Here is a 15,044-nt window from a genome sequence, read left to right on the forward strand (position 1 = left end):
GAGGTTTTGTGCGTGCGTGATGAAACTCATGGTGTTCGGATATCGATGACGGGGTCGAGCCAGGCACACCCTTCGAAATGGGGGCGCCGCATGTTCACGACCGTGAAAACGAGCGCCAGGTCGCGCCACTCGTAATTGTTGACCAGGTGGGTATCGGTGCTGACGATCGCGGTTGCGACAGAATAGCTGCCGGGCCCGATGTTCAGGGGGAAGGCGAAGCGGTAGGTGACGCGCTGGCCGGCGGCGACGTCGTTCAGGGCCATGTCCTTCAGGTGGGTGTTGGTGCCGTAGATGGCCTGGCCGACGCGGTCCTTGATCATGTAGCCGAGCACCATGCGCGGAATCGGCGCGTGGGCCTGGACCACCACCTGCAGCGTCACGGCGGCGCCGACGTCGACCACCTCGACCGGTTGGTCGTTCTCGTCAAGCAGGGCAATCTCGGCTACCGTCGCCTCGAGGGTGCCGGACACGGTCTGGACCTTGCCGTTGACCTCGCGCGTCAGCAGCGACTGATTCTCGCGCTCGGCAATCAGGGCGTTGTAGTAATCCATGATTTCTTCCGGCGGGCCCTGGCGGCTCAGGCGTCCGCTGTCGAGCAGGATGGCGCGGTCGCATACCGACTGGATCGCCTGCTTGTCATGCGACACCAACAGCAAGGTGGTGCCGTGGCGGCGGAATTCGCGGATGCGCTCGAAACTCTTGTGCTGGAAGTAGGCGTCGCCCACCGACAGGGCTTCGTCAACGATCAGCACGTCGGGGCGGCGCGCGGTGGCGATGCTGAAGGCCAGGCGCATCTGCATGCCGCTCGAATACACGCGGACCGGCTGGTCGATGTAGTCGCCGATTTCGGCGAATTCCTCGATGGCGGGCATCAGTGCCGTGAGTTCCTCGACGGTCAGGCCGATCAGCTGGCCGGCCATCATGACGTTCTGGCGCCCGGTGAAGTCGGGGTGGAAACCCATCCCCAGTTCGAGCAGCGCGGCGACCCGCCCATGGATGGCGACGCTGCCGGTGCTCGGCTGGCTGGTGCCGGTGACCAGCTTGAGCAGGGTGCTCTTGCCGGCGCCGTTGATGCCGATCAGGCCCACCGCCTCGCCCGGGGCGATCTCGAAACTGATGTCCCTGAGCACCCATTTGAGCTGGTGGCGCGCACCGAAGGCCGGCAACATCCATTCGAGCAGGCGCGACCAGCGGGTCGGGTACTGCTTGAATGCCTTGCCGAGACCGGAAACCTGGATGCGGCCGTTCATAGTTCGTCCACCATTTCTCCCGAGCGCTTGCGGAACAGGCGCAAGCCGAACACGCACAGCAGCAGGCTGACGGCCGCCACCGGCGCCAGCGCGCCCCAGTCCGGCGCGGTGCCGCTGACCAGGACGGTCTGGTAGGCGCCGACGATGGTGGCCATCGGATTCCAGACCAGCAGGTCGCGCACCGCAGGCGGCAGGATGGAGGCCGGGTAGACGATCGGCGTGAACCAGAACCAGAACTGCAGGAAGATGCTGAAGAATTGGCCGACGTCGCGGAAGAAGACGTTGAGCACGCCGAGAATCATGCCGAGGCCGATCGAAAGCAGGATCTGGATCAGCAGCACGGGCACGATCGCGAAGAAAATCCAGCCCGGGAAATTGCCGGTCACGAGCAGGAAGCCGACGAACAGGCCGAAGATGATCGCAAAATTCAGGCCGGCGCTGAGCACGACGATCAGCGGCAGGGCGATGCGGGGGAAGCTGATTTTCTTGATCAGGTTGGCATGGTCCAGGAAGATGTTCTGGCTGCGCGACGTGATCTCGGCGAACAGGCCCCAGGTCAGGATGCCGGCGCACAGGTAGATGCTGTACGCGAAGCTGGAGGAGACACCGGGCAGGCGCGAATGCATGACCTCGGCAAAGATGACGGTATAGACGAGGATCAGGGCCAGCGGGTTGAGGATGGTCCAGGTCGCCCCGAGGACCGCATTGCCGTATTTGGCCTGGAATTCACGCTTGACGCTGCCGAAGATAAAGCCGCGATAGGTGATCACACTCTTTAACAGAGCCGCCGAGATCATCCTCGTGCTCCACTGCCAAACTGGGACAGTCTCGTTTCTGAATTCGTCATCGATGGTGAAAGTTCATGAACAACTTGTGCCTGCGTCCATGTCACCCTCGGGGCGGGACGCGGCAGCCGGTAATTATATATCGTAAGCAATTGGTATTAATGCACGATTGCCTGCCTGCCTGCCTGCCTGCCTGTCCCGACCGCTCCCCGCGGCGGCCCCGGCCGCGGCTCAAGCGGCCTTGCCGGCGCCGGCGCAGTGCGGGCAGGACACGCCGTACACGTAATCCGGCGACAACTGCTGGCGCGGCGTCACGACGGCGCGGCAGGCGAAGCACTGCACGGTCTCGGTCGGCTCGAGCTTCGGATTGAGCGCGGTACGGTAATCGAACACGAAACAGTCGCCGGTGTAGTGGGCGCCGCCGACTTCCTCGAAGTACTTCAGGATGCCGCCTTCCAGCTGGTAGACATTGTCGTAGCCGATGTTCTGCATGTGGATCGCCGCCTTTTCGCAGCGGATGCCGCCGGTGCAGAAGGTGACCACGGTCTTGCCCGCGAAGTCGTCCTTGTGCGCCGCGATCACTTCCGGGAACTCGGTGAACTTCTTGATCCGGTAGTCGACGGTGTTGTCGAAGGTGCCGACGTCGACTTCGAAGTCGTTGCGGGTGTCGACCATCACGACCGGCTTGCCCTGGTCGTCATGGCCCTGGTCGAGCCAGCGCTTGAGCGTGGCCGCTTCCACCGACGGCGCGCGGCCCAGTTCAGGCTTGATCAGCGGCATGCGCATGGTGATGATCTCCTTCTTGATCTTCACCAGCATGCGCTTGTGCGACTGCTCGCCCGACAGGCTTTCCTTCCACTCCAGGTCGGCCAGGCGCGTATCGCTGCGCACCCAGTCCAGGTAGCGGTCGATCTGCTCGCGCGGGCCGGACACGAACATGTTGATGCCTTCCGGCGTCAGCAGCACCGTCCCTTTCAGGCCGAGTTCGTTGCACAGCGATTGGTATTGGCCCCGCAATTCGTCCAGGTTGTCGAGAGTGACGAATTTATAGGCGGCGATGTTGACGTGGGTGTTGGCGGAAGACATAGCAGTAGGGGACGAAAGACAGGCCGATATTATAGAGCAGGCGTGGATGGGGTCTTCAATGGCCGGGCTGTTCGGGCCAGCTCGCGGCGGCAGTTGTTGCGTTTTCGCAGGCGTGCGGTTGTTGTTTAAGTGCAACTAACGCGCGCAGGGTGCGGCCGGCGGCGCCGGCAACGCCGCTGCCGGCTTGCCGCCGGCCGGGTTAAAATGACGGGATGACTTCCCCGATCTTCACCCACCTTCGCGTCCACTCCGAATACTCCATCGTCGACGGCCTCGTGCGCATCGACGAGCTGGTGGGCGCCGCCGCCAAGGACCAGCAGCCGGCGCTGGCCGTCACCGACCTGGCCAACATGTTCTGCATGGTGCGCTTCTACAAGGCGGCGCGCGGGAAGGGGATCAAGCCGATCGTCGGCGTTGACGCCTGGATCACCAACGACGACAACCGCGACAAGCCGCACCGCCTGCTGATCCTGGCGAAGAACCGCAGCGGCTACCTGCAGCTGTGCGACCTGCTGTCGAAAGCCTGGCTCACCAACCAGTACAAGGGCCGCGCCGAGATCCGCGTCGAATGGCTTGAGGCTTTGGCAACTTCCGTGTCCACTCTGGAGCCGGAAGTGGACCAGGCCAACTGCCTGATCGTGCTGTCCGGCGCCCACTTCGGCGACATCGGCCAGGCGATCGAGAACGGCGACCTGGCCAAGGCCGAGAAGGCCGCCGAGCGCTGGGCAAGCATCTTCCCCGGCCACTTCTACATCGAGATCCAGCGCGCCGGCCAGGCCAACCAGGAGCAGCAGGTGCGCCATTCGGTGGCGCTGGCCGCGCGCATGGGGCTGCCGGTGGTGGCGACCCACCCGGTGCAGTTCCTCAAGAAGGAAGAATTCATCGCGCACGAGGCGCGCACCTGTATCGCCGAAGGCGAGATGCTGGCCAACGCCAAGCGCGTGCGCCGCTTCAACGAGGAGATGTGCTTCAAGTCGCAGGCCGAGATGGCCGAGCTTTTCAAGGACCTGCCGGGCGCCCTGGCCAACTCGGTCGAGATCGCCAAGCGCTGCAACGTCACCCTGACCCTGGGCAAGCCGCAGCTGCCGGACTTCCCGACGCCGCCGGGCATGACCATCGACGACTTCCTGGTCGCCGAAACCAAGAAGGGCCTGGAAGAGCGCCTGCTCCAGCTCTTCCCCGATCCGGAAGTGCGCGAGAAGGAGCGCCCGCGCTACGATGCGCGCCTGGAGTTCGAGAACCAGACCATCATCAAGATGAAGTTCCCGGGCTACTTCCTGATCGTTGCGGAGTTCATCCAGTGGGGCAAGAACAACGGCGTGCCGATCGGCCCGGGCCGCGGCTCGGGTGCGGGCTCGCTGGTCGCGTATGCGCTGAAGATCACGGACCTCGATCCGCTGAAATACAACCTGCTGTTCGAGCGCTTCCTGAACCCGGAACGCGTCTCGATGCCCGACTTCGACATCGACTTCTGCCAGGAAAAGCGCGAACTCGTCATCCAGCACGTAAAAGATTTGTACGGACGCGATGCGGTATCGCAGATCGCCACCTTCGGCACCATGGCGGCGAAGGGCGCGATCCGCGACGTCGGCCGCGTGCTCGACTTCGGCTACAACTTCTGCGACGGCATCTCGAAACTGATCCCGTTCAAGCCGGGTAAACCGGTCTCGATCGCCGAGGCGATCGAAGAGGAACCGCTGCTCAAGGAGCGCCTCGAGAACGAGGAAGAGGTCAAGCAGCTGCTCGATCTCGCGCAGCAGGTCGAGGGCATCACCCGCGGCATCGGCATGCACGCCGGCGGCGTGCTGATCGCGCCCGGTAAGCTCACCGACTTCTGCCCGCTGTACACCCAGGGCGGCGACGCCGGCGTGGTCTCGCAGTACGACAAGGACGACGTGGAGGCCGTCGGCCTGGTGAAGTTCGACTTCCTGGGCCTGACCACGCTGACCATCCTCGACCGCGCCGTCAACTACATCAAGGCGCTCGATCCGGCGATGGCCGACTTCGACCTGGCCAAGCTGCCGCTGAACGACCGGCCGTCCTACAAGCTGCTGACCGAGGCGAAGACCGTCGCCATCTTCCAGCTCGAATCGCGCGGCATGCAGGGCATGCTGAAGGACGCGCGTCCCGACCGCTTCGAGGACATCATTGCGCTGGTCGCCTTGTACCGTCCGGGCCCGATGGACCTGATTCCCGACTTCTGCAAGCGCAAGCACGGCGAGAAGTTCGACTATCCCGATCCGCGGACCGAGTCGATCCTGTCCGAGACCTACGGCATCATGGTCTACCAGGAGCAGGTCATGCAGATGGCGCAGATCGTCGGCGGCTATTCGCTGGGCGGCGCGGACATGCTGCGCCGCGCGATGGGCAAGAAGAAGGCCGAGGAGATGGCCGAGCACCGCGCGATCTTCCGCGCCGGCGCCGCCAAGGACGGATTGAGCCAGGAAAAGGCCGACGAGATCTTCGACCTGATGGAGAAGTTCGCGGGCTACGGCTTCAACAAGTCGCACGCGGCCGCGTACGCGCTGCTGTCGTATCACACGGCCTATCTGAAGGTGCACCATACCGCCGCGTTCATGGCAGCCAACATGTCGCTGGCCATGGAAGACACGGACAAGATCAAGATCCTGGTCGAAGATGCGATCGACGTCTGCAAGCTGACCATCCTGCCGCCGGACGTGAACGAATCGCAGTTCCGCTTCACGCCGGAAGGCCCGCCGCCGTCCGTGACCGGCAAGCAGGTCGCGAACATCCGCTACGGCCTGGGCGGCGTGAAGGGCGCCGGCCAGGGCGCGATCGAGGCGATCATCGCGGCGCGCGAAGAGGGCGGCAAGTTCAAGGACCTGTTCGACTTCTGCAAGCGCGTGGACAAGAAGCAGATCAACCGCCGCACCATCGAGTCGCTCATCCGGGCAGGCGCGATGGACGCCTTCGGGGTCGATCGTTCCGTGCTGCTCGCTTCCGTCGCCTTCGCCATGGAAGCGGCCGGGCAGGCCGCCGCCGCCGCCAACCAGGTCAGCCTGTTCGGCGGCGACGATTCCGACCTGATCGCCCCGCCCGACTACATCAAGGCGACGCCCTGGACCGACCGCCAGAAGCTGGCGGAAGAAAAGATCGCGCTCGGCTACTACCTGTCGGGCCACATGTTCGACTCGTATGCGCAGGAGGTGCGGCGCTTCGCCAAGACCAAGCTGAAGGACCTCGAGCCTTCGCGCGAGCCGCGCATGCTGTGCGGCGTGATCACCGGCGTGCGCACCCAGATGACCCAGCGCGGCAAGATCCTGATCGTGGCGCTGGACGACAAGACCGGCGTGGTCGAGGTGACGATCTACAACGAGCTGCTCGAGGCCCACAAGAACGTCTTCAAGGAAGACGAATTCCTGCTGGTGGTGGGCAAGGTGTCGGAAGACCGCTTCAACGGCGGCCTGCGCATCACGGCCGAGAAGGTGTTCGACATCGCCGCCGCGCGCATCCACTACGGCCACAAGCTGGAGATGGACATCGAGTGCACGATCAGCCCGGCCAAGATGGCCGAGGTGCTGGCGCCCTACCGCAACCCCGACGGCCTGCCGGTCAGCCTGCGCGTGAAGCCGCAAGGCGTCGAGTGCACGCTGCAACTGGGCGACGAATGGCGGGTGGCGCCGTCGGACGCCCTCAAGCACGCGCTCGAACTGAACCTGGGCGCGAAGGACGTGGCGGTCGAGTACTGATGGACTTCCGCGACGCCGGCGGAGGTGTTTCGCCGGATCGTTGAACGCGTGGGCGGCATGCGAGCCGCTGGCTGCTCACGCACCCGGGTGCAGCCGCCCACCCTACGGGTGAATGCCCTTCACGCCGCCGCCCTGCGCTGCCACACCTTGATCTTGCGCGCCGCCAGCTTGCCGATCACGAAAGCGAGATTACCGTCCAGGAGCTTGCGCACCTGGGTCGCGGCGCGGCGGTCGGCGCGGCGGTCGTGGCTGTCCAGGACCTCGCCTTGCATGGCGTCGAGCACCTGGCCGAGGTCGTGGAACAGGTTCTGGCGCAGCAGGTCCTCGACATCGGCGCGCGCGGCCCGGCCTTCGCGCCAGGGCATCTCGTAGGTGCGCTTCAGGATCACGTTGTAGAAGTGGATGGTGGCCGCGTCGATGTGCAGGCGCAGCGCGTCGCTGATCGGCAGGTTTCCGAAATGGCGGTGGATGTGCAGCACCGCCTGGGCGAAGTCGGTGCACCACTTGTGCGACAGGCCGCGCTTCATGCTGCCCGGATGCTGGCGGTAGTCGAAGCAGGGGCGCGCCAGGCGCACCAGGCTGGCGCAATCGGCGATCAGCTGCGGCGTGGTCGTGATGTCCTCGAAGGTGCGGCCCGGCGGGTAGAGCGGCGCCGGCTGGCGCGCATAGATTTCGCGGCGCAGCACGTTGGCCCAGGCATAGCACTGGCGGTCCATGAAGAAGGTGCGCAGGATCGCCTCGCGGTCCGTGAGCAGGACGTCCGCCGGGTAGCCGCGTTCGACCCTGCGGGTGCGGCGCATGTTCTGCGGATGCCAGTCGTTGAAGTCGCAGGCGATGGCGTCGGGCCGGTGCCGCGCGATGACGTCCTCGAGCGCGGCGAGGGTGCCGGGCAGGAGCAGGTCGTCGGCATCGAGGAACAGGATGTAGTCGCCGGTGGCGGCCTCCAGCAGGCGGTTGCGGGTGACGGCCAGGCCCTGGTTGGCCTGCCGGATCAGGGTCACCGACAACGCCGGCCAGGCCCGGGCCATGCGCTCGACCACCTCGGCGGTGCCGTCGCGCGAGCCGTCGTCGATGACGATCAGCGCATGCCGCGGCCCCATCTGTTCCAGGACGGAGCTCAGGGTTGCTTCGAGGTGGCGCTCCGCGTCATAGGCGGGTACGAGGATGGAAACCAGCGTGGAAGCCGGCGGTGCGGTATTCATCGGTATATACCCCTTCATTGCGCTGCCGGCTTCGGGACAGGCCGCGCGGCCGTGTTGGCAGTCTAGCCGCCATCAGCGATAATGGTTTGAAAAAAGTCTTGTCGTTCTGCCTCGAATGTGTCTACTGCACCAGCCGGTGCACGGCGCCGGCTGTGCGGCGTCCGTATCAACCGCTTTGCTGCCTAGCAAGCATACATACATATGAGCTGATGGACAATTCGTTGCTGAAAACGACGGCCCCGTTGCGGATGTGGACTGGCGCCCTTGTCTTCATGGTGCCGTCGCTTATCCTCACCACCCAGGTCGGGATCGGCCTTGCCAGTTTCCTGCTCCTGCTGACCGCCTTCTGGAAGTTCGGCGCCGGCCGCGCTGCGCTGGCACGCCACTGGCACGACGTACGCTGGGTGCTGCTGGCCTTCCTGTTCAATTTTGTCCTGGTGCTGGCCTACTTCCTGCTGCGCCCCGAGCAGCCCCTGAACACGCTGGAAAAGCCGCTGCGCATGTTCTGCGCCGTCACCGCCACGATGGCGGTGCTGCTTGCGCGTCCGCCGCGCCAGGCGCTGTGGTGGGGGGCGATCCTGGGCGCCATCGGCGCCATGTTCTTCATCGGCCACCAGCGCATCGTGCTGGAGATGGAGCGCCCGGGCGGCTTCATGAATGCGATTACCTTCGGCGACATCGCCCTGACCCTGAGCATGGTGGCGCTGGTGGCGGCGCTCGAATTCCGGCGCGCCGGGCGTTCGGTGCTGTGGCCGCTGATCGGTGGCCTGGCCGGCATCCTGGCGTTGGTGATGACCGGCACCCGGGGCGGCTGGATCGCGCTGGCGCTGGCGGCCATCGTGTGCATGCGCCACGGCCACCTGGCGCGCAGCCGCAACGTGCGGCTCCTGCTCGGCGCCGGCGTGGCGCTGGCGGCCGTGCTCTATTTCGTGCCGGCCACCGAGATGCAGCTGCGCGTCCAGCAGGGGATCGACGACGTGCGCAAGTGGCACAGCGGCGTCGACAAGTTCACCAACGTCGGCATCCGTCTCGAACTGTGGAAGGCGGCCGGCATGCTGATCGCCGAGCAGCCGCTGGTGGGGCAGGACCCGGCCGTCGCGCACGAGAAAGTGGTACGCTGGGTGCAGGAGGGCACGCTGTCGGACGTGGCGCTGGCGCCGCAGCACCTGCATAATGACGCCCTGCAGGCACTCGCCAGCGGCGGCGTGCTCGGCCTGCTGGCCCTGGTCGGCATCCTGGCGGCGCCGTTCGCGTTCTTCGCGCGCCACGCCAGGCTGGCCATCGCGCGTGGGCAGCCGCCGAGCGCGCCGGCGCTGGCGGGCATGCTGGTCGCGCTCGGCTACTTCGGCTTCGGCCTGACCGAGATGATGTTCTATTCGGGTAAGTCCTGCCTCTTTTACGCGCTCATGATATTCATCCTCATGGGCTTTTGCCTGAACGAGAAAGAAGAATTTGGAAACTAGCACCATCGTCAAACGCCTGCTGGCGATCATCAAGCCGTATCGCTCGCGCGCCTTCCTGGCGCTGTTCGCGATGGCCGGCACCGCCGCCACCCAGCCGCTGCTGGCCAAGGCGCTCGAACTGCTGCTCGACAAGGGCTTCGGCCCCAACAAGGTCGAGTTCAGCCTGTGGCTGGTGCCCGGCATCCTGATCTCGATCTTCGCGCTGCGCGGCGTCTTCACCTTCTCGACCGCCTACCTGAACAACTGGGTCCTCAGCCGCGTGCTCAACGACCTGCGCCGGATGGCCTTCTCGCGCGTGCTGCGCCTGCCGGTGGCGCGTTTCCACGAAGAGTCGACCGGCAAGATCATCAACACCGTGATCGGCGACGTGCGCCAGGTGGTCGACATGATCAACTCGGTCTTCGTCGCCTACGTGCGCGACGTGCTGGTGGTGCTCGGCCTGCTCGGCGCGCTGCTCTACCTGAACTGGCGCCTGACCCTGATCGCCATGGTCGTGGTGCCGCTCACCGCCGTCATCGTGCGCACCACCACCGGCCGCCTGCGCCGCCTGAACCGCGAGAACCAGCGCGTCACCGCCGAGATGACCCAGGTGGTCGAGGAAGCCACGCGCGGCCACCAGGTGATCCGCGTGTTCGCCGGCGAAAGCTACGAACGGCGCCGCTTCGAACGCCGCAGCGAAGCCATGCGCGGCTTCTCGCAGCGCATGACGGTGGCCTTCGCCGCCACCACCCCGATCACCCAGGTCGCCACCGCGGTCGCGGTGTCGGTCGTGATCGTGATGGCGATCCAGTCCGACATGACGGTCGGCGAATTCACCAACTTCACCACCATGATGCTGATGCTGCTCACGCCGCTGAAGTCCCTGGCCGAGGTGAACGGCCCGATGCAGCGCGGCATTGCCGCGGCAGAGACCGTGTTCTCGATCATCGACGCGCCGGTCGAGCACGACCCGGGCACCCGCACCATCGAGCGCGCCCAGGGCCACCTGCGCTTCGAGCACGTCAGCTTCACGTATCCGGGCGCGCAGGCGCCGGCCCTGTCCGACATCACGCTCGACGTGCAGCCGGGCCAGACCGTGGCCCTGGTGGGCGTCTCGGGCGGCGGCAAGTCTACGTTTGTCAACCTGGTGACGCGCTTCTACGACCCCCAGGGCGGGCGCATCCTGCTCGACGGCATCCCGTACGAAGATCTCACCATGGCCAGCCTGCGCCAGCAACTGGCGATGGTGAGCCAGAACGTGGTGCTGTTCGACGACACGCTGGCGGCCAACATCGCCTACGGGACCGAACAGGTCGACTACGAGCGCCTGGCGGCGGCGGTCAAGGCCGCGCACCTGACGGATGTCGTGGCCAAGCTGCCGGAAGGCGTCGAGACGAAGATCGGCGAGAACGGCATGCGCCTGTCGGGCGGCCAGCGCCAGCGCGTGGCGATCGCGCGCGCGATCTACAAGGATGCGCCGGTGCTGATCCTGGACGAGGCGACCTCCGCGCTCGACAACGAATCCGAGCGCGCGGTCCAGGCCGCGCTCGACACGCTGATGGCGGGCCGCACGACCCTCGTTATCGCGCACCGCCTGTCGACCATCGAACGGGCCGACCGCATCGTCGTCATGGAAGCGGGCCGCATCGTCGAGCAGGGCACGCACGAGGCGCTGCTGGCGGCGAACGGCATGTATGCGAATCTGTACCGCCTGCAGTTCGCGGCGGCGACCAGCGCCTGATGGATACCGGGAGCGGCTGATCTCGTAGGGTGGGCACGGCGTGCCCACACGGCGATCGTTATCGGCGCCGATGTCGTGCTCGATGAATCATGCTTCACCTATCACCGCGTGGGCACAGGGTGCCTACCCTACGAAGACCACCTGTAAGGCTAGAACCTGCGCAGCCCGTTCGCCAGGTTGGTAAACAGGTTCGCAAAGCGATAAAACGTTTTATACGCAAACCGCTTCAGCCCCAGCATGAAGCCTTTCTCCCTCTGGTTGCGCACCTCGATCCCGATCACGGAATCGGCATGGGTGGGATAGACGCCATGCGGCACCACCGCGTGGATCAGTTCCCCGTGGTCGAAGGTGTATTTCAGGAACAGGTCGATCGGCGCGCGGATCGTGCGCGCGTGCGCCAGCAGCCGCTTCGCGCCGTGCGGCGTGATCACGTAGCCGGTCATGCACATGCCGACGTCGAGCTGCTTGACCAGGCTGAAGCGCTCGCCCTTGTTCGAGGTGAGCACCGTGTGCTTTTCCAGCGGTTCCAGGCGCACGAAGGAGACCTGGTCGGCGAACTGCCCGACGTAGTCCACGCCGCCTTCGAAGTCGGGCGTGAGCTCGAAGTCGTCTTCCAGCACCACCACCGGTTCGTTCAGGGCAATGCAGCGCTCCCATGCCAGCAGGTGGCTGACGTAGCAGCCCAGTTCGCCCGGCGCGGCGCGGCGGCGGCGGTGCACCAGGAAGCTCGCTTCGTCGTAGTGCCGGAGGTAGGGATGCTGGTCGACCCTGCCGTCGACGGCGTCGATGAACTCGAACGCGAGCTGGCGCTCGCCGAGCTTCTGCGCCGCGCGGGCGCGCCGCTCGACGCTCTTGGGGAGACTGATGACTAGTATTTTCAAGGTAAGCCTGTAGTGATGCCGTACTGAAGGACCGGACGAGCCGGCACAGGCAGAATGTTACCTGATCGGCCGGGCGCCGTGCACGGCGCCGCGGCCTCCGAACGGTCAAAACGGTCAGAACGAACATCCCGCCCGGCGCGTCGTCGCGGCGGGCGGGAGTGGGGGCATCACAGCCGCGTCAAGCCGCGTCGGGCGCTTCAGCTCGCGTAGTGCGCGGCTTCGCCGGCCATTTCGCCGTCGTCGCTCGCGTGCTCCTCGATCGCCTTGATGTAGCGCGCCAGGGCGTCGTCGAGCGAGGGCAGCAGCAGGCCGCGCTCGCTGCCCAGGGCGGAGTAGCCCGGACGCACGGCCACGTAGCCCAGTTCGGCCGCCGGACGCTCGACCAGGCGGCCGGCGTCGACGCCGGCCAGCGCGCAGGCCTTGCGCGCCAGCTCGGCCCAGGACACCGCTTCGCCATTGCTCAGGTGCCAGATGCCGCGTTCGCGGTCGATCAGCAGGTCGAGGCTGGCGTTGACCAGGTCGGGAACGTAGGTCGGCGAGACCACCAGGTCGTTCGACGCGGTAAAGGCCTGGCCGCGGCGCAGCGTGTTCAGCGCCTGGGTGACGAAGTTGTGGCGGTCCCAAGGGCCGAAGAAGGAGCTGGTACGGATCACCAGCGCCTGCGGGTCGGCTTCCAGCACGCGGCGCTCGGCCTCGGCCTTGCTGCGCCCGTAGACGCCCAGCGGGGCGACCGGGTCGGATTCCACGTAGGGCCTGTCCTTGCCGCCGTCGAACACCAGGTCGCTCGAGAAGGTCATGAAGCGGATCGCGTGGCGGATGCAGGCCAGGGCCAGCACCGTCGGACCGAGCGTATTGGCCAGCATGCAGCCTTCGCTGTCGGTCTCGGCCTCGTCGACGCGCACGTAGCCGCCGGCGTTGATGATGGCCCAGGGCTTGAAGCGCTGGATCGCCGCCTCGACCGAGGCCGGGTCGGTGATGTCCATCTCCTGGCGCGTCAGCACGTGGCAGGCCAGGTTGCGCTTCTCGCAGATGCGGGCGAAGGCCGAGCCCAGGGTGCCGGTGGCGCCGGTGATCAGGATCGGCTGCACGTGCTGCGACTTGAACTGGTTGCGCACCGCGATGTCGGCCACCGCGGTGCGGGTGGCGACCGGCTTGCACAGGAAGCGGCCCGGGCGGCGCCACCAGCCCTGGCCCTGCAGCACCGGGTTGGTCAAGGGGCGCCCGGACGCCAGTTCCCGCATCAGGGTGGCCACCGCGGTCGGACGCGGTTCGGGGCCGCGCACGTCGAACGGGCCCGGCTCGTAGTAGCCGCGGCATTCGGTCACCAGGCAGTTCCAGTCATAGGAGCCGAGCAGGGCCCAGACCGTGACCGCGCGCACGTCGGCGCCGCCGGCCCTGACCTTCCTGGCCGCATTCCAGATCTCGAGCAGCCAGCGCATCTGGTCTTCGCGGTTGGCGTCGATGTGGGCTTCGGTGATCGCGATCGGCAGGCCGTAGCGCTCCCAGGTTTCCTGCAGCAGCGGGCCGATGCCCGGGGTCGGAGTGGCCAGCGCGCGCGGGGTCTCGATGTCGGCATGCGGGACGCCGTCGTATTCGTGGCAGCGGTCCTTCGGATAGCGCTCGGTGCGGTGGTCGAGCCAGCGCTCGCTGGTGGCGTAGTAATTGACGCCGATGATGTCGGGCGGGCAGGGGTTCTCGCGGAACCACTGCAGTTCCTCGGGCGTCGCGCCGGACTTGAGCAGATAGTCCCACAGCGCGTGTTCCTGGTCGACCATGCCGCACAGCAGGTCCCAGCCCAGCCAGCGCCGTTCGTTGAAGAAGTCGGCCAGCCACTGCATCTCGGGCGTGCCGTAGGTTTTCGACAGGTCGTCGGTCTGGACCAGCTTGGCCTCGGGGTTGACGGCGCGGATCGCGCGCATCGACAGCACCGTGGCGCGGGTTTCGATCAGGAGTGCCCGCACGAAGGTCTCATGGCTTTTCCCGTGGGGGTACCAGACGCCTGCCAGGCCCGAGAAGCGCGCCGTGGTCAGGGGTTCGTTGACCGGGGTGTAGTACGCGGCCCAGGGGTAGCGTGCCGCTACCGCGCCGGCGTACTCGGCGAGCTTTTCGGGAAAGGCTGGATCGACCAGGCTGGTGTGTTCGGGACCGCTGCCGTGGTGGACCAGGCCGACGATCGGGGTGACGCCCAGGCGCTGCAGGGCGGGAAGGCGGGCGTCGGACCAGGACCAGTCCGCGCTCTCGATGCCGTTCGGCGCCGTGCGTTCCCACAGCACCGGATAGCGGATGGCCGAGATGCCGAGGGAAGCGAAGCGTTCGATGTCTTGCAAACGGTCGGCATGGCCATTGCGGTCCATCTGGCTGAAGTACTGGTCGCGCACGCGGTTGACGGTGCACTCTAGTCCGCCCCAAAGCGCCAGTTCGGATGCGGAATCTGGCTGGATGTTCTTGTCAATGTTCATGAGGAATGCCTGCTTTAGTGAAGACAGGCTTAAGCCTAACGGCCTCGTAGCCTCGGTTATGTGAAATGGCGAACATAATGGGGAAATTTCGGACTAGTCCTACTTTTTGTCTTCGTATCCGTTTCCTCTGCTAAATAACATTGATCTGTCTCTAAATCGTGCGACATTGCCAGATCATGAAATGCAAAATTGTGGCATAATTGCCTGTTCGGCAAGACATTCTGGGCCGCTAAAAGGAGTCAGCCGATGTACATGGTCTACTGGACAATGGTCGAGGAAACAGAACGCACCCCGCACGCGCAGGCCTTCGGTACGGACGAGATGGTCAAGGCCATGCAGTTCATGGAAGAGCTGCGCCGCCGCCAGCGCGGCGGCGAGGGCATACGTTTCGTGACCATGTGCTCCGAGCACCCGGACGCCGTCGGCCACCCGGGAGTGGATGTCACCGGACCGGATTACAACTGGAAGAAGCGGCGGCGCTAGGTTCG

10 protein-coding genes are annotated in these 15,044 nt (G+C 65.7%); 4 read left to right on the plus strand and 6 right to left on the minus strand.

The features are described 5' to 3' along the window. Positions 1–26: 26 nt before the first annotated feature. The 3 genes from RT688_RS06265 to RT688_RS06275 form a co-directional block, all read right to left on the minus strand. Positions 27–1,250 carry an ABC transporter ATP-binding protein gene (locus RT688_RS06265; RefSeq protein WP_313703985.1) on the minus strand — a complete coding sequence of 408 codons (1,224 nt, stop codon included), beginning with the start codon at positions 1,248–1,250 and terminating at the stop codon, positions 27–29. Then, positions 1,247–2,047, minus strand: a complete 801-nt coding sequence (locus RT688_RS06270) for an ABC transporter permease (protein ID WP_313703986.1) — start codon at positions 2,045–2,047, stop codon at positions 1,247–1,249. Before RT688_RS06270 ends, RT688_RS06265 begins: the two co-directional genes overlap by 4 nt. Before the next feature lie 219 nt (positions 2,048–2,266). Further along, a complete protein-coding gene (locus tag RT688_RS06275; RefSeq protein WP_313703987.1) occupies positions 2,267–3,121 on the minus strand; it encodes a sulfurtransferase in 855 nt (284 codons plus the stop codon). A 212-nt stretch (positions 3,122–3,333) separates the two neighbouring features. Between RT688_RS06275 and dnaE the strand changes: the two genes are divergently transcribed. After that, positions 3,334–6,831: a DNA polymerase III subunit alpha gene (gene dnaE, locus RT688_RS06280; protein WP_313703988.1), complete on the plus strand. Its 3,498-nt coding sequence runs from the start codon at positions 3,334–3,336 to the stop codon at positions 6,829–6,831. Positions 6,832–6,950: 119 nt separating this feature from the next. On the opposite strand, the gene RT688_RS06285 is transcribed toward dnaE, so the two are convergent. After that, entirely contained in the window at positions 6,951–8,033 is a 1,083-nt protein-coding gene (locus tag RT688_RS06285; protein WP_313703989.1) for a glycosyltransferase family A protein, read from the minus strand. A 272-nt stretch (positions 8,034–8,305) separates the two neighbouring features. Here RT688_RS06285 and RT688_RS06290 point away from each other — a divergent pair, with 272 nt between their 5' ends. Together RT688_RS06290 and msbA are read left to right on the plus strand one after the other, a co-directional pair. Next, positions 8,306–9,496 (plus strand): O-antigen ligase family protein, encoded by a 1,191-nt coding sequence (locus RT688_RS06290; RefSeq protein WP_313703990.1) that lies wholly within the window; start codon positions 8,306–8,308, stop codon positions 9,494–9,496. Beyond that, positions 9,486–11,216, plus strand: coding sequence for a lipid A export permease/ATP-binding protein MsbA (gene msbA, locus RT688_RS06295; RefSeq protein WP_313703991.1), 1,731 nt, complete (start codon positions 9,486–9,488; stop codon positions 11,214–11,216). The genes RT688_RS06290 and msbA overlap by 11 nt, the downstream gene beginning before the upstream one ends. A gap of 149 nt (positions 11,217–11,365) precedes the next feature. On the opposite strand, the gene RT688_RS06300 is transcribed toward msbA, so the two are convergent. Both RT688_RS06300 and RT688_RS06305 read right to left on the minus strand, forming a co-directional pair. After that, positions 11,366–12,097, minus strand: a complete 732-nt coding sequence (locus RT688_RS06300) for a glycosyltransferase family 25 protein (RefSeq protein WP_313703992.1) — start codon at positions 12,095–12,097, stop codon at positions 11,366–11,368. Positions 12,098–12,294: 197 nt separating this feature from the next. Then, positions 12,295–14,556, minus strand: coding sequence for a family 1 glycosylhydrolase (locus tag RT688_RS06305; protein WP_313703993.1), 2,262 nt, complete (start codon positions 14,554–14,556; stop codon positions 12,295–12,297). 246 nt (positions 14,557–14,802) lie between these two features. Between RT688_RS06305 and RT688_RS06310 the strand changes: the two genes are divergently transcribed. Then, positions 14,803–15,039: a hypothetical protein gene (locus RT688_RS06310; RefSeq protein ID WP_313703994.1), complete on the plus strand. Its 237-nt coding sequence runs from the start codon at positions 14,803–14,805 to the stop codon at positions 15,037–15,039. Positions 15,040–15,044 lie beyond the last annotated feature (5 nt).

Origin of the sequence: Massilia sp. (assembly GCF_032106685.1) — a bacterium.
GTDB lineage: Bacteria > Pseudomonadota > Gammaproteobacteria > Burkholderiales > Burkholderiaceae_D > Telluria.